Annotated in this window: 16 protein-coding genes and 2 pseudogenes; 13 read left to right on the plus strand and 5 right to left on the minus strand. The window is 68.4% G+C overall.

Going from position 1 to position 24,042, the window contains the following annotated elements; genetic code table 11:
- Positions 1-10: 10 nt before the first annotated feature.
- From WJ438_RS07615 to WJ438_RS07650, 8 genes and pseudogenes are all read left to right on the plus strand, one after another.
- Positions 11-1,276, plus strand: coding sequence for an AMP-binding protein (locus WJ438_RS07615; protein ID WP_406724524.1), 1,266 nt, complete (start codon positions 11-13; stop codon positions 1,274-1,276).
- Complete coding sequence (locus WJ438_RS07620) at positions 1,273-1,839, plus strand: DUF2889 domain-containing protein (protein WP_406724525.1); 567 nt, start codon at positions 1,273-1,275, stop codon at positions 1,837-1,839. The genes WJ438_RS07615 and WJ438_RS07620 overlap by 4 nt, the downstream gene beginning before the upstream one ends.
- An 83-nt stretch (positions 1,840-1,922) precedes the next feature.
- Positions 1,923-2,567: pseudogene (locus WJ438_RS07625) on the plus strand (FAD-dependent monooxygenase); the annotation flags it as partial.
- A 44-nt stretch (positions 2,568-2,611) separates the two neighbouring features.
- Complete coding sequence (locus WJ438_RS07630) at positions 2,612-3,706, plus strand: FAD-dependent oxidoreductase (protein WP_406729624.1); 1,095 nt, start codon at positions 2,612-2,614, stop codon at positions 3,704-3,706.
- A 357-nt stretch (positions 3,707-4,063) separates the two neighbouring features.
- Positions 4,064-5,272 carry an acyl-CoA dehydrogenase family protein gene (locus WJ438_RS07635; RefSeq protein WP_406724526.1) on the plus strand — a complete coding sequence of 403 codons (1,209 nt, stop codon included), beginning with the start codon at positions 4,064-4,066 and terminating at the stop codon, positions 5,270-5,272.
- A complete protein-coding gene (locus tag WJ438_RS07640) occupies positions 5,269-6,309 on the plus strand; it encodes a phosphotransferase family protein (protein ID WP_406724527.1) in 1,041 nt (346 codons plus the stop codon). The genes WJ438_RS07635 and WJ438_RS07640 overlap by 4 nt, the downstream gene beginning before the upstream one ends.
- Positions 6,306-7,055, plus strand: a complete 750-nt coding sequence (locus WJ438_RS07645) for an SDR family NAD(P)-dependent oxidoreductase (RefSeq protein WP_406724528.1) — start codon at positions 6,306-6,308, stop codon at positions 7,053-7,055. The genes WJ438_RS07640 and WJ438_RS07645 overlap by 4 nt, the downstream gene beginning before the upstream one ends.
- 189 nt (positions 7,056-7,244) lie before the next feature.
- The gene (locus tag WJ438_RS07650; protein WP_406724529.1) at positions 7,245-7,640 is read left to right on the plus strand and encodes an HIT family protein; all 396 of its coding nucleotides are present in this window, start codon (positions 7,245-7,247) and stop codon (positions 7,638-7,640) included.
- Between the two features lie 352 nt (positions 7,641-7,992).
- Here the strand turns inward: WJ438_RS07650 and WJ438_RS07655 are convergent, their stop codons facing one another.
- The 3 genes from WJ438_RS07655 to WJ438_RS07665 all read right to left on the minus strand — a co-directional run bounded on the left by WJ438_RS07655 (position 7,993) and on the right by WJ438_RS07665 (position 11,957).
- Positions 7,993-8,970 (minus strand): hypothetical protein, encoded by a 978-nt coding sequence (locus WJ438_RS07655; protein WP_406724530.1) that lies wholly within the window; start codon positions 8,968-8,970, stop codon positions 7,993-7,995.
- 61 nt (positions 8,971-9,031) lie between these two features.
- Complete coding sequence (gene ltrA / locus WJ438_RS07660; protein ID WP_406724469.1) at positions 9,032-10,294, minus strand: group II intron reverse transcriptase/maturase; 1,263 nt, start codon at positions 10,292-10,294, stop codon at positions 9,032-9,034.
- Positions 10,295-10,913: 619 nt separating this feature from the next.
- Positions 10,914-11,957, minus strand: a complete 1,044-nt coding sequence (locus WJ438_RS07665) for an IS630 family transposase (protein WP_406724448.1) — start codon at positions 11,955-11,957, stop codon at positions 10,914-10,916.
- 906 nt (positions 11,958-12,863) lie between these two features.
- Between WJ438_RS07665 and WJ438_RS07670 the strand changes: the two genes are divergently transcribed.
- The gene (locus WJ438_RS07670) at positions 12,864-13,115 is read left to right on the plus strand and encodes a hypothetical protein (RefSeq protein ID WP_406724531.1); all 252 of its coding nucleotides are present in this window, start codon (positions 12,864-12,866) and stop codon (positions 13,113-13,115) included.
- Between the two features lie 289 nt (positions 13,116-13,404).
- Here WJ438_RS07670 and WJ438_RS07675 read toward each other — a convergent pair whose 3' ends face one another.
- Both WJ438_RS07675 and WJ438_RS07680 read right to left on the minus strand, forming a co-directional pair.
- Positions 13,405-15,738, minus strand: a complete 2,334-nt coding sequence (locus WJ438_RS07675) for a hypothetical protein (RefSeq protein ID WP_406724532.1) — start codon at positions 15,736-15,738, stop codon at positions 13,405-13,407.
- A complete protein-coding gene (locus tag WJ438_RS07680) occupies positions 15,647-18,070 on the minus strand; it encodes a hypothetical protein (RefSeq protein ID WP_406724533.1) in 2,424 nt (807 codons plus the stop codon). Before WJ438_RS07680 ends, WJ438_RS07675 begins: the two co-directional genes overlap by 92 nt.
- Before the next feature lie 168 nt (positions 18,071-18,238).
- Here WJ438_RS07680 and WJ438_RS07685 point away from each other — a divergent pair, with 168 nt between their 5' ends.
- From WJ438_RS07685 to WJ438_RS07700, 4 genes and pseudogenes are all read left to right on the plus strand, one after another.
- Positions 18,239-18,778: a hypothetical protein gene (locus tag WJ438_RS07685; protein WP_406724534.1), complete on the plus strand. Its 540-nt coding sequence runs from the start codon at positions 18,239-18,241 to the stop codon at positions 18,776-18,778.
- A 496-nt stretch (positions 18,779-19,274) separates the two neighbouring features.
- A pseudogene (locus WJ438_RS07690) lies at positions 19,275-19,397 on the plus strand (IMP dehydrogenase); the annotation flags it as partial.
- Positions 19,398-20,924: 1,527 nt separating this feature from the next.
- Positions 20,925-22,715, plus strand: a complete 1,791-nt coding sequence (locus WJ438_RS07695) for an ABC transporter permease (protein ID WP_406724535.1) — start codon at positions 20,925-20,927, stop codon at positions 22,713-22,715.
- Complete coding sequence (locus WJ438_RS07700) at positions 22,712-23,860, plus strand: ABC transporter ATP-binding protein (protein WP_406724536.1); 1,149 nt, start codon at positions 22,712-22,714, stop codon at positions 23,858-23,860. Before WJ438_RS07695 ends, WJ438_RS07700 begins: the two co-directional genes overlap by 4 nt.
- Positions 23,861-24,042: the final 182 nt, after the last annotated feature.

Genomic DNA, 24,042 nt, shown 5'->3' on the forward strand with positions numbered 1-24,042 from the left:
CGCACCCTCCGTGCCAGGGCTCGCGCACATTTTCGTCCGCGCCGACCAGACCGCCGATGGGGCTGGCGGCGGGGTGCCCGGGAGCCGGAACTTTGCGGAGCTGCTCGCCGACGACGACGAGGCCAACCTGGGGATTGAGATCCGCCACGACTCCACGGCCGGCATCATCTTCACCTCGGGGACCACGGGGCCGTCGAAGGGCGTCCTGCTCAGCCACCACTACCTCGCGGCCTACGGGGCGATGTACGCCGACATCAACGGGCTTTACTCCGACGACGTTGTGCTCAACTTCCTGCCTTTCTTCCACATTGGCGCGAAGTTCCAGACCATCGCCACGCTCGTCTGTGGTGGCCGCATGCGGTTGCTGCCCCGGCTGAGCATCAGCACGTTCCTCGACGAGGTCACCACGCACGGCGTCACCAACTTCGTCGCCGTCGGCGGTGTCTGCAATATGCTGCTGTCCAAGCCCGCCAGACCCGAGGACGCGCACAGCACCATCCGCACCGTCTACGCCGTGCCCGATCCCGCGGACGTCCACGAGGAGATGGAGCAGCGCTTCAACTGCACGATGACCACCGTCTACGGATCCACCGAGGTTGGGTTGCCGATCTTCCGCGGCGTCGGTGACCAGTACCGCCCCGGGTCCTGCGGCCGCGCCAATCCCTACTACGAGATCAGGGTCGTCGACGAGTTCGACAACGAGCTGCCCCCTGGTGTCGCCGGGGAGCTGGTGATCCGGCCCAAGCGCCCGTTCCTCGTCGGCTCGGGCTACATCGGGATGCCCGACCGCACGGTCGCGGCATGGCGGAACCTTTGGCTGCACTCCGGCGATCGCGGCCGCATAGACGACGACGGCTGGTTTTACTTCGAGGACCGCGCCACGGACTCCCTGCGCCGGCGTGGCGAGAACATCTCGTCCTTCGAGGTCGAGACCCTCGTGACGGGACACCCGGCAGTGTCGGAGGCGGTCGCGGTCGCTGCCCCCGCCGAGGTCGGCGAGGACGACGTGTGGGTGCTCGTGACGCTGCGCGAGGGGCACACGACCACCCCGGAGGAGATCCTCCGGCACTGTGCGGACACCATGCCGTACTTCATGGTCCCCCGCTACATCGACATCGTGGAGGACTTCCCCCGCACACCGACCGCCAAGGTCGAGAAGTACAAGCTCCGCGCCGCCGGTCCCGGACCGACGACGTGGGACCGCGAGGCTCACGGCTGGAAGGTCACCCGGACCGGCCTGGTCCACGACGCCGACCTGCTCCGGAGCAGCACGTGACCGGGCAGCGCGCGGCCCGTCGGGAACGGACGCTCGAGGTCGAGCCCCTAGGCCCCGGCCGGTTCCGCTTCACCGCCGACCTCACCGACCGCTCGGTCGGAGGCGATCACGAACCGCCCTCGCCGACCGCGGTGATCCACGACTTCCGCGTCACCGGGGAGGTCGAGGGCCCCGAGCTCCGCATCACCGCGCTGACGGTCGAGGCGCTGACCCATCCCTACCCGCAGTGCCCGTTCATCCTGCCCACCTGCGACGACCTCGTCGGCGCGTGCCTCACCTCGGGCTGGCGGGCGACCGTCCTCGAGCGGCTCCGCGGCACCGCGGGGTGCACGCACGTCGTCTCGCTGCTGCTGGGCCTCACGGAGCTGACGACCCTGACCTTCTTCCTGACCATCAACGAATCCGTCCCGTACGGGCCCGAGCAGCGTGCGGACGGCCGGTGGATGGCCATCGGGCTCGCCGCGGTCCCCACGCTCGCCGGCGCCTGCCACGTCCTGGCCGAGGACGGGCCATTGCTCGCCCGCGCCCACAGTCACGGCGGCACCGGGAACCCGGACACCTGACGGCGCCCGCGGCAACGCCGCCGCATCGACCTCGCACGGGCGCGGACGCCTCGCCCACACTTACCTCTGCAAAGGACGCATCCATGGCCATTCCCGCCGACCCCCGGCTCACCGCCGTTACAACCGACTGGCTGTCGTCGTTGAACCAGGCCTGGGAGAACCTGGACCCCGCTGAGGCGGCGGGCCTCATCGAGCCCGACGGCTACTGGAAGGACATCGTCTCCTTCACCTGGGCCTACCGCACCTTCGCCGGTACCGAGGAGATCGAGCGCGGCCTCAAGCTCACTCTGGACGACGTCCGGCCGCGGAACGCGCGGATCGCCCCTGAGCGCACTCCGCCGAGACTCGTCAGGCGCTCGGCGCGGACGGTCATCGAGGCCTACTTCGACTTCGACACCGCCGTCGGCCGCGGCACCGGGTTTGTGCGACTGCCCTACGACCCCGACGCCCCCACCACGCCGAGGGCCTGGATCCTGCTGACCACCCTGCAGGAGCTGGCCGACGCCCCCTTCCGGATCGGCGAGCACCGCCCGACCGGCGTCGAGTACTCGGAGAACTTCGCCGGAGACAACTGGCTCGACCAGCGGCGCAAGACCCAGGCCTTCGAGGACCGCGATCCCGAGGTCCTCATCGTGGGCGGCGGCCATTCCGGGCTCATCCTGGCCGCCCGGCTCGGCCTGATGGGGGTCGACACCCTCGTCGTCGAGCGCAACCCGCGGGTCGGCGACAACTGGCGCAACCGGTACCACTCCCTGACCCTGCACAACGAGGTCTGGGCCAACTCGATGCCCTACCTGCCCTTCCCCCGAACTGGCCGACCTTCGTCCCGAAGGACAAGCTCGCCGCCTGGCTCGAGGGCTACGCCGAATACATGGAGATCAACGTCTGGACGGACACGACGTTCGACGGTGGGGAGTATGACGAGGCTACCGGCACCTGGACCGCCGACCTCACCCGCGCCGACGGCACCCGGCGCACGATCCGCTGCCCGCACCTCGTCCTCGCCACAGGCGGAAGCAGCGGCGTGCCCAACCGGCCGGACCTGCCCGGCCTCGCCGACTTCCACGGCGAAGTGCTCCACTCCAGTGAGTTCGGCAGCGGCACCTCCTACGCCGGGAAACGCGCGATCGTCTTCGGCACCGGCAACAGCGGCCACGATGTCGCACAGGACCTCCACGCCAACGGATCCGCCCAGGTCACCATCATCCAGCGCAGCCCCACGTGCGTGGTCAGCCTGGTGCCCAGCGGCACGATGGTCTACGCCCTCTACTCCGAGGGCCCGTCCAACGACGACATCGACCTCATCACCGCGGCGATCCCGTACCCGGTGCTCCGAGACACCTACCAGTGGCTCACCAAGCGAACCTGCGCGCTCGACAAGGACCTGCTCGACCGACTGCACGCCGTCGGCTTCGAGACCGACTACGAGCCGGACGGAACCGGTTTCCACATGAAGTACCTGCGCAAGGGCGGCGGCTACTACATCAACGTCGGCTGCTCCGACCTCATCGCCGACGGCGAGATCGCGCTGCGGCACGCCCGGAACATCGATCGCTTCCAGCCCGACGGGCTGCGCTTCTCGGACGGATCGGTCGTCGAGGCCGACGTCGTGGTGCTGGCCACCGGCTACGACAACCTCCAGGAGGGCGTGCGCCGGCTCCTCGGCGACAAGGTCGCGGAACGCGTCGGCCCGATCTGGGGCTTCGACGACCACGGCGCGATGCGGAACATGTGGATGCGCACCGCGCAGCCCGGATTCTGGGTGATGGGCGGGTCACTGATCGACGCCCGCCTCTACTCGACCTTCCTCGCCGTGCAGATCAAGGCCGAACTCGACGGCCTCTTCCCGAAGGAATTGCCGATCTGAGCAGGGTTGGCGACTGGCGTTGACCGTCGTGTCCCGCCAGGACGCCCGCCGATCACCGCATCGCGAGGTTTGAGTCGCTTCAGTCGCTGTTCAGGAGCCGTACTGCGCTGAGCCTGCACGTTGCAGGGGGAAGCCAGCAACCCACGCCTGGTGGACCCGGGATCCCTTCAGCCGCTGTCCAGGCGGAGGGGATCGACTCTTCAAAGGCCGGTCCCCTTATGAGCCGTTGGAAATCCGGCCTGTTCGCCATCAAAAGACAGGCGGACGGAGCGGAGCGACTGAAGCGACTCATGCCGGCGGCGACTGAATGAAAGCAGAGTACGAGCCAATGGCTGGTCTACCAGAGAAGAAGGTCCTGTGCCCATCGAACTGACACCTGACCCCGAGGTCGCTGATCTCGCCGACCGCACGGCGGCGTTCGTCCGCGATGTCGTCATTCCGGTCGAGGAGGAACACGCGGGAATCACTGCGCGAGCGGGAGACGCGGTGCGTGCGCGGCTGCAGCAGGCCGCCAAGGACGCCGGAGTGTTCGCTCCCCATGTGTCCGCTGAACATGGCGGTCACGGGCTGGACATGCGGGCACGTGCGGTGGTCTTCGAGGAGGCCGGCTACTCGCTGTTCGGTCCGCTGGCGCTGAACATCGCCGCCCCGGACGAAGGCAACATGCACATGCTGGAGCACATCGCGACGCCGGAGCAGAAGGAGCGGTACCTGCGTCCGCTGGCGACCGGCGAGGTGCGTTCCTGCTTCGCGATGACCGAGCCCTCCCCGGGTGCGGGCTCCGACCCGGCGGCCTTGTCGACGCGGGCCGAGCGGGTGCCGGGCGGCTGGCGGATCGACGGCCGGAAGTGGTTCATCACCGGCGCCGACGGGGCGGCGTATGCGATCTGCATGGCCCGTACCTCCGGTGAGCCGGGCGACCGCGGTGGGGCGACGATGTTCCTGGTCGACGCGGACAATCCCGGCATGAAGGTGATCCGCCACATCGAGACGCTGGACGAGAGCCTGTTCGGCGGGCACTGCGAGGTCGTGTTCGACGGGTGTGTCGTCCCCGACGACGCGGTCCTCGGCGAGGTGGACAAAGGCTTCGAGTACGCCCAGGTGCGGCTCGGCCCGGCCCGGATGACCCACTGCATGCGGTGGCTGGGCATCGCCCGCCGTGCCCAGGACATCGCGGTAGGACGAGCCGCCGACCGCCGGTTGTTCGGCTCGCGCCTGGCCGAACTGGGCATGGTCCAGCAGATGATCGCCGACAACGAGATCGACATCGCCGCTTCCCGTGGATTGATCCGGCACGCGTGCTGGGAACTCGACCAGGGCCGCTCGGGCGCCCAGTCCACAGCCATAGCCAAGACGTTCACCGCCGAAGCGGTCTGGCGCGTCGTGGACCGCTCGCTGCAGATGTGCGGTGCGCTGGGCATCTCCGGCGATGTGCTGCTCTCCCGCTTCCTGCGCGAGGTCCGCCCCTTCCGTATCTATGACGGTCCGTCCGAGACCCACCGCTGGGCGATCGCCAAGCGCATCGTCGGCAAGCACCTCAAGGCCAGCAACCGGGGGGAGGCGTGAGCGCGCAGACAGAGAGCCCCGAAGGGCTGGACATCGCTGCCCTCCAGAAATTCCTCGAGACCAAAGCGGCAGGCGTGGACGGGCCGCTGCACGCGGAGTTGCTGCACGGCGGACGGTCCAACCTCACCTACCGAGTGACCGACGGGACCTCTACCTGGGTGGTGCGGCGGCCACCACTCGGTGGACTGACCCCTTCGGCACACGACATGGGCCGCGAGTTCCGCATCGTCGCGGCGTTGCGCGACAGCGGCGTCCCCGTGGCGGGGACGGTGGCGCCGTGCGAGGACGCCTCGGTGATCGGCGCGCCGTTCTCGGTGGTGGAGCACGTCCCCGGCCGGGTGATCCGCACCCAGGCCGAGCTGCACTCCCTCTCCCCCGCCGATATCACACGCTGCGGTGCCGCGCTGATCGACGTGCTCGCCCGGCTGCACGGCGTCGACTACCGCGCCGTCGGCCTCGAGGGTTTCGGGCGACCCGAGGGCTACCTGCCCCGGCAGGTGCAGCGCTGGCGCGATCAGTGGGAACGGGTCAGCACCCGACCACTGACCGACCTCGACACGTTGCACGCACGGCTGGCTGCCGCCGTGCCGGCCGAGAGCGGCGCGTCGATCGTGCACGGTGACTACCGCATCGACAACGCCATCCTCGACCCTGCCGATCCGGCCGAGATCCGCGCTCTGGTCGACTGGGAGATGGCCACCCTGGGCGATCCGCTCGCCGACCTCGGCCTGCATCTGGTCTACCGCGATCCGGCCTTCGACCCCGTGCTCGGCGGCTCGGCCGCCTCCACCAGCCACCGGCTGCCGGACGTGAGGGACCTCGCCGAGCACTATGCCCGCCTCACCGGACACGACCTGGCGCAGCTCGGTTTCTACCTGGGCCTGGGCTACTTCAAGATCGCCGTGATCGCCGAAGGTATCCATGCCCGGCATCAGCAAGGCCTCACGGTGGGCGACGGCTTCGAGACGGTCGGCCAGGCGGTTCCGCTGCTGGCGGCCTCCGGACTGCGCGCGATGAACGGAAAGGGGATGCTGTGACCACCACCGGCGGCCGTCCGGCCGCACTCGTCACCGGGGCCTCGCGCGGCATCGGCCTGGGCATCGCCCGCCGGCTGGCCGACGCCGGGTACGACCTGACGGTATCCGCCAGGGACGCGGCGCGCCTGGACAAGGCCGCGGCCGCACTCGCGGACGCGGGCGGGCGCGTACACCCGGTACCTGCCGACATGGCCATCGAAAACGACGTGCAACGCCTCGCCGCGGAGCACTCCCAGCACCACGGCAGACTCGACGTGCTCGTGATCGGCGCAGGCGTGGGCTCCTCCGGCGCTCTCGAAGAGACCACGATGAAGCGCTACGACCTGCAGTTCGACGTCAACGTGCGGGCACCCTTCGTGCTCCTTCAGACCAGCCTGCCGCTGCTGCGCAAGACGGCTGCAGCGAATCCCGAGCACGGTGCCAAGGTCATCGCCCTGGCCTCGATCACCGGCGTCGCCGCCGAGCTGGCCCTCGCCGTGTACGGCGCCACCAAGGCCGCACTCATATCCCTGTGCCGGTCGGTCAACACCGAGGAATCCGCCCACGGTGTCTCCGCCACCGCGATCTGTCCGGGGTATGTCGACACCGACATGGCCGCGTACATGCGGGACCGGATCGAGCCGCACCAGATGATCCGGGTCGAGGACGTTGCCGAACTCGCCATGTCCGTCACCCGGCTCTCGGCCTTCGCCGTCGTCCCCGAACTGGTTGTCACCCGCCCCGGCGAGCAACTCTGGCGCGCCTGAACCTGTCGAAGAGTTGCCGGAGGAAGGAGAGCATACGTCAGCTTGACGATCACAGCCGCAGCGAAGTACGTGCCCGACACCACGAGCGACCGCCACTTCGCCAAGGACCTGACCACGCCGAGATCACCGTCGTAACGGTGGGTCCGGAGGGGGGTCTGCGCGCCGACCGGCACACGGGAGAATGCCACCATGCCTACACTCTTCACCAAGATCATAAACGGCGAGCTGCCGGGCCGGTTCGTCTGGACCGACGACCGGGCGGTGGCCTTCTTGACGATCGCCCCCGTCACCGCCGGGCACACCCTCGTGGTGCCACGCGAAGAGATCGACGACTGGACGACGGTGGAACCCGACTTGATGAGTCACCTCATGGTGGTCAGCGGCAGGATCGGCGCCGCGGTCCGCCGGGCCTTCGACGCACCCCGCGCCGGGCTCGTGGTGGCCGGCTTCGAGGTCCCGCACTGCCACCTGCATGTCTTCCCCGCATGGGGACTGGACGACTTCGACTTTCGCCGCGCCAACAGCAACGTCCCGGCAGCAGAGCTCGACGAAGCCCACACCCGCATCCTCGCCGTCCTCTCCTGACCAGGCACAACCACCACCCGAACACCACGCACCCCGGCGGGCACTCCCCCGGCGCGCCCCAGCCCACTGATGTGAGAGAACACCGGCCAGCCCGGCCCCTCGGCCGTCACCCTGCCCGGGCAGCGGGACGCCGAGGACCCGGCCGGCCACCTGATGGACGGCGGCCGCATCACCGTCGACGAGTTGGCGGTGCATTGAGATCGTTTCATCGTGAAGGTGCAGGTCGTGGCTCTGGTGTGAGTCCGTGACCGTGTCCTCGTCCAGGCCGGCGGCGTGATCGTCTCGGGGAGATCGTCGGTCACCTCTGGATTTAGGTGTTCAATGCCGGAAAGTTACGGTTTACGCTGCTTTGTCAAGCAGCTTTGCCGGTGGGCGTGTTGGTGGTGGCAGGTGGCTGTGTGAGGGGGGCCGGTGCTGTCTGCTTGGGGAGTCTGTAAGTTGCCGGCGCGGTCTTGACCAGCAGGTTCTTGCGCACCCAGGTGTTGAGGTGGTAGGCGAGGGTCCTCTCTTTGACGGTGTTCAACGTGGTCGCGAGCTCGCGGGTGCACCAGTCGCGGTCGGGGTCGGTAGCCATGATCGCGAGTACGTCCTGCTGACGGACGGCGAGCCTGGAGGGGCGTGGTGGCCCTTCAGGGATCTTGAAGGTGGCCGGCCCGGTCTTGATGAGGATCTCGCGCCTGGCCCACCGGATCAGCTCGCCGGTCAGGTCACCGCGGTCCAGCCGGAGCAGGGTGGTCAGTTCGGTGACACGCCACTCGCGTTCCGGGGCGGTGCCCATGGCGGCGAGCACGTCATCGAGTCTGCTGGTGTGCATCGGGACTGTCGGAGGCAGCAGTGTGGCCGCGTCCGCGGGCGGATTGGTGGGGGTCGGGATGGTTTCGTCCGGGTGTGCGGCCCGAAGTGGGACGGGCGCCGCAGGGACGGGGGTGACGTCGCCGTCCGCGGGCGCGTGGATGACGATGCCGATGGCGGTGACCGGGCTGCTGGCCCGGGGGCGTTTTTCGCCGGGCTTGCGGTGTCCGTAGCGGGCGGAGACGCCCTTGACGGCGCGTGCGCTGATCCGCGCACGGCGTGGTGGCAGCAGGGTGGCGGCGACCGTTTCGGTGACGGCGCTGGTCAGCTCACTCCCGGCGGCGGGAAGGATGTCGGCGGCGCGGGTGGCCGTATCGCGTGCGGCGGCCAGGGCCGCGGTGAAGCAGGCCCGGTCCGGGGCTGAGGTTCCCCCGAGATACGGAGGTTGGTGGCAGAGGGTCAGATGTGACTCATGAGAGGAACATCGACTATGGCTGCACCCAGAAAGTACTCGCCGAGTAGCCGAGGGGATTCTCACCCCTCGGCCCTCACAGATCCGTACGTGACGATCTCTCGTCATACGGCTCTTGTCGTTCTGGTCACCAGACGCGGGGAGCGTGGGTGGTCCAGGCCCAGTGGGCGAAGAACCGGGGTCGCCGTGCGACGGCCTGGTTCCACGCCGTCTGGGCTTTCTTCCTGCCCCTCAGCCGTTTGAACTTCTTGCGCATCCACCGCATCACGTAGGCGTTGACGCGTTCCAGGAGGGGGCAGAGGGCCGACTGGTAGAAGGCCCCGTAGTACGCCATCCATCCCCGAATGATCGGGTTGATGAACCGTGCGAGATCTGCTTCGGTCAGGCTGGTGCGGTGGTGCAGCCGCCAGGACCGCACCTCGGAACTGATCCTGCGCAGGGCTTCCCCACTGATGGCAGGGAGGAACGACCGGAACATCTGGCCGTCCTTGCGCACCGCGGAGCGTGTGCGGAAGGTGAACCCCAGGAAAGTGAACTCGGTGTGCTGGTACGAGGCACGCCGGTTGGCATCCTGGCAGTACACGATCCGGGTTTTCTCCGGGTGGAGTTCAAGCCCCACCTCGGCCATCCGCTTCTTGATCGCCGCGAGCACGAAGCGTGCCTGGCGTTCGCTGACGCAGTGGATCACCGCGTCGTCCACGTACCGTTCGAAGCCGATGGCGGGGAAGTTCCGCGCCATCCAGGCATCGAAGGCGTAGTGGAGGAAGAGGTTGGCGAGGACCGGCGAAACCGAAGAGCCCTGGGGCGTCCCCCGGTCCCGCTCGCGCCGTGTCCCGTCGGGCAGTTGCAGCGGTGCGGCCAACCAGCGCCGCACATACAGCAGGACCCAGGACTGGGACGGATCAGTGTGGGCGGCGACCGCCTTGAGGACCAGGTCCCACGGAACGCTGTCGAAGAACGCGCGGATATCCAGGTCGATGACCCAGTCCGCCTTCCAACAGCGTTCCCGGCACCGGCCCACAGCATCGATCGCCGACCGGCCGGGACGATAGCCGTAGGAATCCGGATGAAAGACCGGCTCGGCCTTCTTCTCCAGGACCCCGGCAACCACCGTCTGAGCGATACGATCCCCAATCGTGGGCACGCCCAAAATTCGGACGCCCCCTTTCTTGGGGATCTCCACCGCACGCACCGGAGGCGGAAAATAGGTGCCGGAGGTGAGACGGTTCCAGATCCGGTACAGATTGTCCTTCAGATCCTTCTCGAATTCCTCCATCGACACCGCATCCACGCCCGCCGCGCCCTTGTTCAACCTGACTTTCTCGTACGCCTCCCAGACGGAATGCTTGGAAATATTGAACGGCTTGTCTGATGCTTTCAACTCGTTCACGCGACTCCTCCCGGGTGACCCCCGGTTGATCGAATAAACACAGTCACGAACGACCCGGCCCCTTCGCTCCGCCCCCGTTACAGGGGTTTCATCACTACTACGAGCCGGTCCGCCGGCGTGCCTGGCATCGGTACTCAGTCCCTCACGGCTTCGGACCGCCCGGGACGCTCCCTCTCTCCCCGCTCACCAGCGGAGACGTATCCAAGCCCGCCTTCTCCTGTTCCGTACGAAGGCCGCAGACCGGGCTCGCGTCGCCTGTATGCCGGACACCGCCTGGCCAGTAAACGGGCACCCGCCAGGCTCATCCCGGGATCGCATTGACACCCCGGTTCTGATGTCGTCTCTAAGTTTCGACACGTCAGCAGCGATTCACTTGCGCTCGCCTTCCCGATCCCTACCTGACGTCTCAACGGACGCCTTTTCCTCATCGTTCACCACGGCAGTCTTCAGCTAGCGCAGCATGAGGTGGTTTAAATTCTCCCCCGCAGGGCGAATTTGAAGGGCCATACCTTCATCCTTCGTACAGCATCGCTACAAGAAGAGTTCCTACATGCTTCTTCCTTTCGCGTTCAGGACACAACAATGCCGCGTAGTTATTGAGCCGAAACGGTCTGGTTTCCTACTGGATGGTGTAGCGGACGTGGCGGGCATGGAAGTAGCCGCGGACGATGTGGGGCTGGCGCTGGCGGCGATGGAGGAAGCGTCGGGTCTCGCGGGCGAGGTCGTCCACCGAGCGGGCTCGTGAGGCATGCACGTGCCGTTTGACATCTGCGTTGAGGATCTCGTCGGGGTTGAGTTCGGGGCTGTAGCCGGGCATCAGGTGCAGTTCGATCCGCTCCGCGTTGTCGGCGAGCCAGGCGGTCACGGCCTTGCTGCGGTGGACCGGGTGCCGGTCGGCGATCACATGGACCTTGCGGCCGGCCTGGCGGGCGAGCCGGTCCAGGAAGGTGATGAACACCTTCGCGGTGAAGCGGCCGGTGAAGACGGTGAACCACAGGGCGCCGCGCGAGGCGATGGCGGACATGATGTTCACGCGCAGCCGCTTGCCGTTGACCCGGACGACAGGGGTGTCGCCCTTCGGTGCCCAGGATCGGCCGGGCGGGGCGGTGTCCGAGCGCAGCCCACACTGATCCGCCCAGGCCACCACGGCGCCCTCGCTGCGGGCGCGCTCGGCGAGGGCGGGATACTCCTCCTTCAGCCAGGCCGTCACCTTCTCCTGCTTCTGCTGGTAGGCGCGGCGGGCCGGGCGCTGCGGGGTGAACCCGTGGCGGCGCAGCCACTTGCCCACGCCCTGTTCGGTCATGGTGACGCCGACGACCATCCGAATCAGCTCGGCGACCAGCGCCCGGGTCCACAACGGACCGCCGATCAGCAGTTCCTCGGGCGTGTAGTCGGCCATCGCCTGGAACAGCACCACACGGTCCTCGGCACCGATCAACTCGCCGGGTCCGGAGCGGGACTTCGCCGGCGTCGCGAGCGATTCCCGTCCCAGCCGGCGGTACTTGCGCCACCAAGTGCCCACGGAACGCTCCGACACCCCGAACACCTCGGCCGCCTGCCGGTACGTCCGTACCCGCCCCGACTCCAGCGCGGCCACCACCCGCAGCCGCACCACTTCCTGCGCGGCAGGCGCCAGCCGCCGCGCATCTCCCGACTCGATCACGCACACTCAACGCGCGAGGCAACCAGATCGTTTCGGCTCAATAAGACGAGAGTCACGCCTGTCAAGTGCATCGGGCAGATCGAGGCGAGTGCCATTCATGAGGACGGGACGCGCCCTACAAGAGGTACTGCCCGCGCTTGTTACTGTCCGAACGTCGCTCACGGCAGAAAGGCATCGAGGCCGCGCGGTCCGCGCGAGAACCAGGCCCGGGACGCGGCGCCCCCGGCGCGTGGGTGACCTGCCACGCCCGCGCAGCCAGCAGACCGTCTGACCAGCGACATAGGGCACCTGATGATCCATCAGAACGAGCGTCACAAGCGTCATTTCAGCGTCAAGACATCGCCCGTAACGCCCACACCGCACATCATGCGCACGCACAAATCCGCAGGTCAGAAACCCTTTGCGGCCGGTTCGAGGATGGCGACGCACTCCACGTGATGCGTCATCGAAAAGATGTCGGACTGATCGGATTTCGGAAAAGACCAGGTCAGATGCCATTTCCCGGCTCGCTGGCCCGCGTACGGTCGCCCAAAGCGTCAAACGAGCGTCATGACCGACACAGTCCGTCCCCCACTCGGGGTGAAACAGACTGCGACACGAGGACACCTGGCGGCATCCGCCCCCACTGAGATCGCGGCGCCCATGGCCGATATGGCGGCCATGCTCCGTAGCGGTCTCGAAGCGCGGGGGCAGTTGCAGGCGCTGGAGACCCCGGCCCCCGCTGCCCGCCTGCCTCACCGTCTTCGCCCCGGCGACCGGGTAGGAAAATGCTAGATCGACATCCTCAAAGGGAGATCTTCTGGCGGCCGATCGCTCAGAGCCAGTACGGCCCGTTCGGAGAAGGACGTGATCGGGACCAAAGTCCGCGCCCTCGCTGATTGAGGAGCGCCCCGCGATCTGATCAACGTGCTCGCATTCTCCCGCCGCTGGGCCAATGCTGAGCTTAAGGACTTCGGCAGCCGCCACGCCCGTAGTCGTTTCGAGCGAGAGGATCTGCAGTCGAACCTCACGGGCGCCAAGTGGACCGACGACGAAGCCTTCGCGGCCTACGGTCTCGAGGATGCCACCGTCGCCGCTCTCCGCACGTGGGCCGTGGAGTGGGCCGACGACCTCGCAACCCGCCTCCTCGAAGGGTCCGATGATCCGAACATCGAGTGATCACGGTCGGACGGGACCGGATCTCCAAGCTGCCTACGATGCAGACCAGGATAAGAGTCAAGAAATCAGTAGGTTAGGAACGAAGTCAGCAACGGGGCGATGGCTGGACTCCAGCACCGTCGCGATGCGGCGCCGGCCGCCCCGGCGGCCAGGATCGTCGCGGCCTGCCGATGCCGGGTTCGTTCTCCCCACCGACGCTGCCCGGAGGCGCCGGGTGGCCGGCGCCAGCTGGCCACGGCCTCACACCGCACGCGCCCCCTCGGCTCGCTGACGCCCCCTGGGGTCCCCGTCAGCCCGTCGTTGCGGGCTCCACCACGAACTGTCCGTTCGCCGTAGGCCGCACGGCAAAGCCGAGCCGTTCCACGAGGGCACCGAGCGAGGCGCCGCCGCGCAGTTGCCGATAGGTCTCCTTCCCGAGGGTGTCCGTGAGGGCCTTGCCCACCTGGAAGGAGGCGACATCGAGTCCACCGGTCGCGGCGAACAGCAGGTGGCCGATGACGAACCGGCCTGCCTCCTCCGGGCCGTCGGCCTCCACCAGCCGACGGGCCTCCTGGCGAATCTCCGGCGTCAACGCCACGGGCCTCGGACGTGGCACCGGTGATGGCGTCTGTGAGGGTGAGGGCACTCGTCCTGCGGAACCCACCTGCCCGGCAGCTCGCGCCGAACCAACCTGGGAGGGCAGCGGCACCGGCGGGACGGCCACCTCCGGAAGTCGTGCCCCGGCATTGCGGAACAACTCCTGCTCCTGGGCCAGTTCCACGCGCCAGGCCCTCAGCCCGTCATGGGCGAACCCGAGGTCGAACTCGACCACCTTCCCCTGATGCGCGAAGTTCGTGAAGTCCTCACGAGGTACGAAGAACGCCTTCATGCCGCCGTCCTCCACTGCGACCTGCCCCGACCGCTGTCCTTCGATCTGCCGGACCACGCCGCGGACGCGCTGACACACCTGCTCGGAAAGCTGCCAGTCCCGGCTCGCGGGCCGGTACTCCCCGAGCTCCCTGAAGTTCGCCAGACGCGCCGCCGCATGACCGTCGGACATGCCCTTCGCCACCCACTCGTAGTTCCACCGCCTGCTGCGGCCGGGGTTGAGCTGCGCGGCCTCGTTGCAGCGGCGCTGCGCCTCGTCCTGCGAGTACTCCTCCTGGTTGAGCCAGCGCAGGAAGTGCACAACGTACAGGTAGTAGCTGCACACCGGACTCGTACGCGATCCGGCGATGACGGAGAGACGTTCGAGTGCGGCGAGGTCGTCGTACTCCGGAAGTCTACGGTAGCAGCGGAACCACAACTCCACGTCATGGTCGGCGAGATCGCCGCGGTCCTCGAACGCCGCGTCGAAGAACTCCACGACGGTCTGGAAGACCTCGGTGGGCGTGTCCTTCCAGTCGCGGCCCTGCTCCTGGAGAAACTTGCGGGCCAGGACCAGCGCCAGCCCGGAGCGACTGCGGGAGTTCACGATCACGTCGCGCCAGGCCCGGACCATGGTCTCGATCTCGCCATGCGCGATCTCGATGTCCTCGCGGCAGCGCTGGAGGTACGGGCTGTCGGTGCTGTCGGGGCGTACCGACTCGCACTCGTCCAGCAGCGAGAGCGCCACCCTCAGCTGCTCGTCCGCCCAGCTCCCAGCGTCGCCGCCCGCGGTCAGGAGGTGGACGAGGCTCTTGTGCGTGGAGACCACGACCAGCTTGTTGAGGACCCTGACGATCATCTGGATCGCAGAGACGTAGTTGTGCTCGTCCTCCGGCTTGAGCTTGCGAGCCCTGGCGAACACGCTGAGCGCCGCGTCGTACCGGTCGCGTACGTGCTCGATGATGGCGGCCTCGCGGCCGGTACCGGTACCGGTACTGAATTGGCGCAGTCCCGCGTACACCCACTCTCGGTGCAGCATCCCCAGGGCGTGGAACTGCACGTGGTCCTGTTCCTTGGAGAGTTCGATCGCCCGGTTGATGAACTTCTCCGCCTGCCCGTCCTCGTGCTTCTTGAAGTCCAGATGGTAGCGAGCCAAGTGCAGCCAGTAGTGCGGCTCTTCGGAGCACCGGCGCGTGAGCTCCTGAAAGATTCGGTACGCCTGCACCCGGCCCGGCTGCTGATCGGTGCCGAAGGCCCTGATCAGTTCGGCGAACTGGTGCGTTCCCGAGCCCAACCTGTCGCGACGGATGAAGAGGTTGTCGAGGATCGCCCGCGTCTCCACGTTGGCGGACCCGAGGTGGCCGACCAGCTGTCCGATGAACTCGATGGCCGTGTTCGCCAGCCTCGACGGCCACCTGGCGTCCCCCGTCTTCGCCTCCAGCAGCACCTCCAGGAGGGTGTCGGCGATGGACGGGTGCAGGATGCGCAGTTGCCGGCCGTCCTCGACGACCAAGTGACGAAGGTCCGCGCCGAGGATGTTCTCAAGGTCGGCCGTGTACTCCGCGAGGGACGCGGCATGCCCGCCCCACTCTCCGGTGATCCACCGGCGGACCAGCGAGTATGGCAGCCCGATCTGTCCGTACCGGGACACGAGGGCCAGGTAGGCGGCCACGCGCCGCTGCTCCTCAGTGAACTGGCTGACGTGGCTCTCCACGTACTTCGCCGTGCCCGAGAACTCCGTCTCGAAGGCGCACAGGCCGAAGTAGAACGGGGTCACCTGTTGGTCCGGTACGTCGTATGGGACCAGCGCCTCCACCGCCGCCTTCGCCTTGGGAGAGCGGGCGCGGCAGCTTGCGGTAGAGGTCCTCCCGCTCGCTCTGCCCCATATCGGCGCTCTCCGCCACCAGCACGAGCGACCGCTCGGTGCGCCGGTAGACGCTGTCGACGCGCTCGACTGTGTCCAGGCTGTAGTGACGCAGCAGCAGCACCGGATGTTCGCGGTGCAGGTCCCAGGCGATGCGCCGGGCCAGCGTGGTGCCGCCCGCGCCGGGCGCGTGGAACAGTTCGAAGCTGGCCGAGCTCTGACGCCCCAGGACATCGGCGATCGCCGCCTGCAACGAGGGCTGCAGTGTCCGGGGGACATCCTGACCGGCGTCGAGGTCCAGCCAGTTCGCCGGGCGGCCCCGCCAGAACGCGTCGACCGCCTGGTCGTGCAGTTCCTCGTCCAGGATCTGGGAGTGCAGCACGACGAGGTCGGCTTCCAGATCGGCGAGCCAGGGACGGGAGAAGCGGATCGGCCCCTTCGCGCCAGGGAGCGTGGCGAGTCGTTCGGGGCGCGGCAGGGCTCCGGTATCCGCGAAGACGTTGAGGAGAGCCTCGAACCGTCCGTCGCCGGGGCTGGCGCGGAGGACCTTCACCGGCGGTTCGTAGAGGTCGTCGATGAACTCCATTACCCGCTCCGCGCGTTGGTCCGGCTCGTCTCCAGCGGTGAGGCACATGACTGCGGCCGCACGGTTGACGCTGTTCCTGCTGTGCCGCTCAAGGACCTCGCGGACGAGATCCTGATAGGTCGAGCGCCAGCTCCGGAAGTCTGGCGGCGCTTGTTCGCCCAGGCGCTCCCGGCCACCCGCCATCAACCACGACACCGTGTTGCGGCCGGGCGTCGGCGCCCCGTGCCGTCCCGAGACGACGATCTGGTGCTCGGCCGTCTCCGGATCGAATCCGTGGGCGAGGCCGGTCGTCTCGCTGTCGGGGTTGAGGTCGATGATGACCGACCAGCGGTGGTCGGGCAGGCGGGCGAGGTCCTCGTGTGTCACACCGTTCTCGACGACGAGGAAGCGGTCGAACCCGTTTTGGGTGTCCGCGATGAACGGCTTCACCTGTTCCGCCATCTCCTCTGCGGCCGCCTTCGCGCCGACTGCCGCGACCGCCCTGCCCGGCGCGGAGGTCTGCGGCTGGTGCGCGTCGGCCAGGACCCGTGCCAGGAGCGTCGGGTGGTACTCGGTGAGGAGAAGATGCGTGGCCCATCCGGCCAGCCGGTACGCCGTGACACGCTGCTCTGCCGGTGACTTCCGCTTGGCCGCGTAGTTCAGCGCAGCGCCGAGCCGCGCGACCAGGTACTGGTGCCGGAGCGATACCTTACGGGCCGGCTGGAGCGCCTCGATCGCTTCGTCCTTGCCCCGGCGGATACTCTCGACGAGCCTGACGTTGCCCTCCCACCCAAGGGGCCCGGCCCTTCTCGGGTCGCGGAGGTCACAGTCCTGGAGGATTTCGAGCGGGAGCTGCTGCCTCAGCAGCTCTTGCCCGACGAGCAGGGTGGCCGTCTCCAGATAGGCGTGGTCGTACAGAAGCGGCGCGTCACCGTCCCAGGCGATGTCGATGAGCCAGTACGCCACCTCGTCCGCACTCGCCCCGTCCAGGAGGATGTTGCGCGTGTGCAGGTCGCCGTGGTTGTAGCCCAGCATGACGAACTCGGTCTCGCCGGAGAGTTCGTTGTCCTGCTCCAGTACGGATACGGGGTCGGGCAACATCTGAGTGGAGAAAGCGAACGTGGTGCCGGCAATGTCGGCCAACCGCCGGGCCTCGCGAAGCGCCTCCCCCTTCTGGCCGGCGAAGAACCCCGCTCCCATCCATGCTTCGAGGGTCTGCCGGACCGTCATGGGCTCGCCGCCAGCGTAGTTCCCGAACTGCGCTTCCAGCAGTTCGCGGCTCACTTCCGACAGAGCATCGATCGAGACCGCCGTGGTCGCCACGCGGGCCGGGCGCACGCCACGCGTCTCACCGGCGACTTTGTAGATGTCGACGCGGAGCTGTTCGTCGTGTCCGGAGAGCTCCAGGGGCGGCACGCGCCGGTCGGCGAAGGGGATAAGCCGCTCGGTGAAGAGCCGGTGCGCCTCGTTCTGACGGTCGTTGGGGTCGTCTGACACCTTCAGGATGTACTGGCCCTCCAGGCGGGCCCGGCCCTCGGCCATCAGGTCGCAGCGGGTGACCCGGGCAGCGGTGAATCCGTCGGCGAAGTCGTCCAGGTATGTGATCTTCACGGGTGTGCCCAGCTCACGCTCGACGATCTGTGCCACCCGTTCCCGCCGCTTCACCTCCTCCTCGTCCACGGTGCCGGTACCGTCCTACTCAAAGAGGCGCGTCATACCGCCCGATCGTAGAACCTTCCCCTCTTAACTACTCGGTGTTCGAAGCGACTTAGCCGACCATTGTGCGAGGTGGGGCTCGAGACGTCTGCTCAGGTTGGCCAGCGGGACGCGGCCAGGAATACTGGAGTGATGGACGCGGGTGGGTACGCGGCGTGGGCCGCTGCGGTGACGAGTGTCGCCACGTTGGTGGTGACGACGGTCGTCGGGGGACGCAGGGAAAAACGTCAATGGGCGCGCGAGGCCCTGACGGACGCTTTCGTCGCGTTCCTAGCGGCGAGTTGGCAGCATTCTGACCTCGCGAAGGTGTCGGCGACGCCGCCTGACACCTCGTCGATCGAGGCGATGGACGGGCAGTACGGCGAGATGCGCAATCAGCTGACGCGGCTGCGTCTGCTGTCGCCCCCCGACGTGGTGCGCGCCGGCGAGGCGCTCCTCCGTCTTCAGCGCGGAGTGAAGGACGCGGGGTCCGCGTCCGAGCGAGCGGAGGCGCTGGCAGCGGCGTCGACGGGGCGCCACGACATGGTGTCCGCGGCCCAGAAGGCGATGGGGCTCCGCCGGCCGTGGGGCGCCGCTCCCAGGGGGCTGCGGAGCGCCTCCACCGCTCCCGGCCTGCCGGAACCCCGGCAACCCTCCGATTCCACAAGGACGCGCGCCGACGAGATCTCGTAGCCCGTCCGCCAGCCCGAGGACTGCGGATCGGCGGGCACGGAACCATCCCGCTCCTTTAAACAGCGGCCAGGAGGCTTTTCGCCAACGGCGGGCTCACGCTCTCTGGCACCTCGAATTCCTCCTCCATCGTTCCGCAGCGGCTTCGCCGCCGTGGGGTGGGCGCGGAGTGTTCGTGCAGCAGCCGGAGGCCGTGCGGGGCGAGCGGGAGCAGGCCGCGGTGGAGCCCCGGCATTCCGGCCGCGGCCAGGTCATGGTCAGCGGCGCGGTAGGCGGCAGCGGCCATTGCTGCGGTCGGGCCACCGGGTTCGGCTCTGCGGGCAGCGGTGACACAAGCGCCATCGGATCGCCGAGAACATCGACATCTTCGACTCCGAACTCACCGCGGACGAGCTGAAGGGCGGCCTCGACGGCCTGGAAACCGGACGCCGCGGAGGGCCCGAGCCGAAGGCCGTCATCTTCGCCGACTTCGGCCGCGCCATTCCCGAAGCCTGACGCCGTCCTGCACGGCACGGTCAATCCCGGCCGTGTCTTCGACCGGACCCTCATCCTGGAACAGACACCTGACGGCTACCGCGCCATGGACCAGCGCGAAGCCCTCAAGGTCCTCCTCACCCCGTGACACCCGGAGCGGTGCGGCGGCGACAGCGCAATCGCCGCGTGCACGGGCGTGCAAGCACTCCTGAAATGCCTTCACCGTGTCCCGGCCCAGAAGTCCTACGGGCACACAGTGCATCGTGAGCACGGAGAGCGCCAATGGACGGCAAGCCGACGCTGACCACGGCAACCCCCTGCGCACAGCCAACGTGGGCGGTACCTTGCCTCTCCGGTGAGACTCTCCCGGCCGCGCCGAAGCAGCCGTCACCGCGTCGTGCCCAGTAGTCCTCACCGTTGCGGGACTCCTCGCGACTACATCGGGCAGAGCAGCCCGCACGACCGCTGCCTCTGCGGTGACACCTCATCAGGACGAGCGTCATCTGAGCGTCGAGACGGCTGGCGCCATCCGGGCCGAGAGAGGGAAAGACAACCCCGTCGATCCGACAACGGTCCCAAGAACGCCAGGTCGGACAGCCTCCGTAAGCCAAAGAGGCGCTCAACATCGTGCGCTTCGGGAAACAGATCGAGCACACCCTGCCCCACCTGAAAAGCCCAGGAAAACCGCAGGTCAGAGCCCCTTCGCGGCAGGCTCAAGAATCGCCACGCACTCCACGTGCGACGTCATCGAAATGACGTCGTCACAAGAGCGGGACGGAAACTACCAGGTCAGACGGCATTCCCCGAGTCGTCGCACGGCCCTCGGACGTCTGGGGCGTCATCTGAGCGTCATGGCATCCGGCTTCCGAACGGCAGCACCGCGTCTCGTCATGGCCGCTGTCGCTCCCTGGTGAACCTCTTTACCCTTGACCCCCGCCCTTGTCCACGCGCCCCCCTCGCCCGCCACGGCGTGGCACCGTCTCAACGCCCTCCTCGCCTGCCGCACGCGCGTCGCCGGGATCACGCCCATGGCCTTCGCGCTCATCCGGAGAGGGCGGACAGCCAGCCTCATGAAGGAGAGCGTGTCGCACCCTGTGCGTGCCGGGTCTCAGGTCCATGCCTGTCGTTCCTGGCCGCGAGGATCGTCGATCTGGGTCCAGTCGGCGTCGACACGCATGGTGGCCCGGTACTCCAGGTCGTACGGGTCCCGCCCTCGGCGAGGCGTCGATCGACGGTCTCCGGGCCGAGGGCGAGAGCCGTCGGCGTGATCACAGACAACAGGCCCATGGAGACCACGACGCGTGGCCGGGCGCCGACGGTCGCCCGTGGTTCGCGGACAGTTGCCCCGAGCGTGACGCCGTCCCCCGGTTCCGGCCCACGGGCGCCCGGCACGAAGGGCGGAGACTTCCGGCGGACGCTACGGACCGGCCCCTGAATAGGACGAACACGCAGGCAAGGCGCCGGCGGCCCGCGACGGGACACCGGCTACACCCTCGTACGTGCAGAGCCACACACCCCGCGCGCCCTGCCGCAGGACATACTCCCGATACACCAATCACCCCTGGGAAACAAGGGATTGACGGGCCAGTCATGTCCTCTTAATGTCACCTCCAGTACGGATGACGTACAGCGCGTACGGAATGCGTACAGCTGCGACTGTTCGAGGAGGAACACCATGAGCAGCATGGCCTCAGGCGCGGCCACGGGCGGAAAAGCCGCACCTGGCGCAGCCCTGGTGCGGCACCTCCCCCGGCTGATCGGCGCCGTCGTCTTCACCTGGCTGTTCGTCTGGCCGCTGGTGATGCTGGTGTACGGGGCGTTCAGGACGTCCCCGATCGGGGTGAACCCCAGCTGGACCACGGAGGGTGTCACCCGGGTGCTCACCGACCCGGGAACCTGGAGCACCCTCGCTACCTCCCTGGTGTACGCACTGGTCATCACCGTCTTCGCGATGGCGATCGCGGTCTTCTTCGCAGCCGTCAGCACCCGCTTCGACGTTCCGCTCCGCCGTTGGATCACTCCGGCGATGATGGTGATCGTCGCGATGCCGACCGTGCTCTACGCCCTGGCGTGGGCCATGCTCGGCGCCGGGGAGTCGGGCCTGATCCACAAGTCGCTGTCCACGGTCGGCCTCGGCTCGCTGGCTCCGCTGTTGGAGACCCGCAGCTGGTTCGGGCTCATCGTGGTCACGGCGCTCAAGGCGGGCGCACTGGCCTACCTGGTCGTCGTCGGCGCCTTCCGCAACCGCAACGCCGCCCTGGAGGAGGCCGCCCGGATCAGCGGAGCCTCGGGGAGGCGGGCCTTCTTCGGCATCGAACTGCCCGCGCTGATGCCCGCGATCCTCGCCGCCGCCCTGTACGTCTTCGTGAAGGGGCTCGAAGCCTTCGAGACGCCCGCGATGCTCGGGGTGCCCGCCGGCATCGAGGTCTACTCGACGCACATCTACGACTACCTGCGCGGCGGGCTGCGGCCGGACTACGCCGCCGCCTCCGTGGCCTCGCTGGTCATCGTGCTGATCCTGGCGGCGCTGGTCGCACTGCAGTGGCGGCTGACCGGCGGCGGACGTTCCTACTCCTCCGTCGGCGGACGCGCCAAGGCCGGAAGCCTGCGGCCGGCGGGCCGGGCCCGGACCCCGCTCACCGTGACGATCGCCCTCTTCCTGCTGGTCGCCCTCGCGGTCCCCACCGTCCAGGTCGTCCTCAGCGCCTTCCAGCCATACCTGGGCGTCTCGACGCTGACCACGGCCAACATCGAGCGTCTACTCGCGGACGACGGCGTGGTCAAGGCACTGCAGAGCACCCTGACCGTGTCGGCGATCGGCGGCGCGCTGGCGGTCCTGCTCGGCTTCGTCGTCGCCTACGCCTTCGTACGCATGCGGTCGGCAGCCGGCCGGTTCATCCAGATGGCCTCGTGGGTTCCCGCCGCCATGCCCGGCCTCGTCCTGGGTCTGGCCCTGCTGTGGTCGGTGCTCACCACGCCCGGCGGCAGCAGCCTGTACGGCACGATCTGGCTGCTCGTGATCGGCCTGGCCGTGGCGACCGCGCCGCTGGCCACCCGCACCCTGGAAGGACCGCTCTCCCAGATCGGGGTCGAACTGGAGGAGGCCGCGCGGGTGTTCGGCGGCAGCCCGCTGCGCGCCATCGGCATGGTGACCGCGCGCATCCTGTCGCCGAGCCTGCTCTCGGCCTGGTTCCTGGTCGGCATCACGATGTCCGGAATCCTCGACGTGCCGATCCTGCTGGGCTCCACCGACACCCAGATGATCGCGACCGTCAGCTTCTCCTACTACAACAACGGCGAACCGGTGATGGCCTCGGCCCTCTACGTTGTCTTCACCGCCTGCCTGGCCGCGCTGGCCCTCGCCCTGGCCGCCCTCGGCGCCCTCGTCCGCCTGGTGCTCCGAAGGGCCGTGCCCGAGACCGCGCCCGCCACCTACTCCGACTCCGAGAAGGAGAACGTCCGATGACCGGGATTTCCGTCAGGGGTGTCACCAAGTCCTTCGGCGCCAAGACCGTCCTGGACGGGGTGGACCTCGAGGTCGCCGACGGCGAGTTCGTCTGCCTGCTCGGCCCCTCTGGCTGCGGCAAGAGCACCCTGCTGCGCTCCATAGCCGGTCTCGAGAGCCCCAGCTCGGGCAGCATCCACCTGGGTGACGAGCCGGTGTACGACAGCTCACGGAAGCTGAACCTGCCGCCCGAGAAACGCGAACTGGGCATGGTGTTCCAGAGCTTCGCCCTGTGGCCCCACAAGACCGTGTTCGACAACGTCGCCTACCCGCTGAAGCGGCAGCGGGTCGAGCGCCGCGAGATCACCGAACGCACCCGCGAGGCACTGTCGATGGTCGGTCTGCTCGACTTCGCCGACTCCTACCCCGGCACCCTGTCCGGCGGTCAGCAGCAGCGCGTGTCGCTGGCCCGCGCCGTGGTCGGCCGACCGCGCCTGCTCCTGCTGGACGAGCCGCTGTCGAGCCTCGACACCAACCTGCGGTCCCAGATGCGGCGCGAGATCCGCCGCATCCAGCAGCACCTGGGCGCCACCGCGCTGTACGTGACGCACGACAAGGAGGACGCGGGAGGCCTCGCCGACCGCATCGCGGTGCTGCAGCAGGGCACCATCGTGCAGCAGGGCCCGCCGCGCGAGGTGTTCGTCCGTCCCCGCACGGCCTTCGTCAGCGAGTTCGTCGGGTTCGACAACTTCCTGCGGGCCACGGTCACCGAGACCGGCGACGGGATGTGCACCGTGGAGCTGCCGGGCGGCACCAATCATCTGCGGACGGCCGTCGACCGCCCGGTCGCCCCGGGCGACCGGGTCACGGTCGCGGTCCGCTCCCGGCTGGTCCGCGTCCACCCCGAGGGCCGGGAGACCGACAGCGGCAACGTCTTCCGCGGCACCGTGCGGTCCAAGTCCCACCTCGGCGACGACGTGGAGATCGTGGTGTCCGACGGCACCACCGAGATCGTCGCCCGGGTACGCCCCGGGTACGCCGACGAGGTGACCGTCGGCGAACCGGCCCTGGCGGCGCCGCCGGCGGGCGCGTCGGTGGTCGTCGCGGTGGGCGAGGAGGCCCACAAGCAGCCCGCCTCCACCGCCCCCGCCCCGGCGGCGGCCTGAGAGCCTGGCCCGAGAGCCTCCGTCACGCGACCGGCCGGCGGCACCGGCGCTCCTTCGGGCGTTCCCCCGCCCGGACGCCGGTGCCGCACCCCTCACCTCCGCACCCCGCACTTCCCGCTTCCGCGCGGCGGCCTCCCCACGACCGCTCCGCCACCCCTGACACCGGCCGGGGAGACCACCCC

It is taken from the genome of Streptomyces sp. GD-15H, from assembly GCF_045291515.1.
In the GTDB taxonomy this organism is placed as follows: Bacteria; Actinomycetota; Actinomycetes; order Streptomycetales; family Streptomycetaceae; genus Streptomyces.

What these genes read in the sequence shown, in the direction of transcription:
- WJ438_RS07685 (WP_406724534.1), top strand. Translation starts at nt 18,239, where the DNA reads ATGGACGCGGGTGGGTACGCGGCGTGGGCCGCTGCGGTGACGAGTGTC.
- WJ438_RS07700 (WP_406724536.1), top strand. Translation starts at nt 22,712, where the DNA reads ATGACCGGGATTTCCGTCAGGGGTGTCACCAAGTCCTTCGGCGCCAAG.
- WJ438_RS07650 (WP_406724529.1), top strand. Translation starts at nt 7,245, where the DNA reads ATGCCTACACTCTTCACCAAGATCATAAACGGCGAGCTGCCGGGCCGG.
- WJ438_RS07695 (WP_406724535.1), top strand. Translation starts at nt 20,925, where the DNA reads ATGAGCAGCATGGCCTCAGGCGCGGCCACGGGCGGAAAAGCCGCACCT.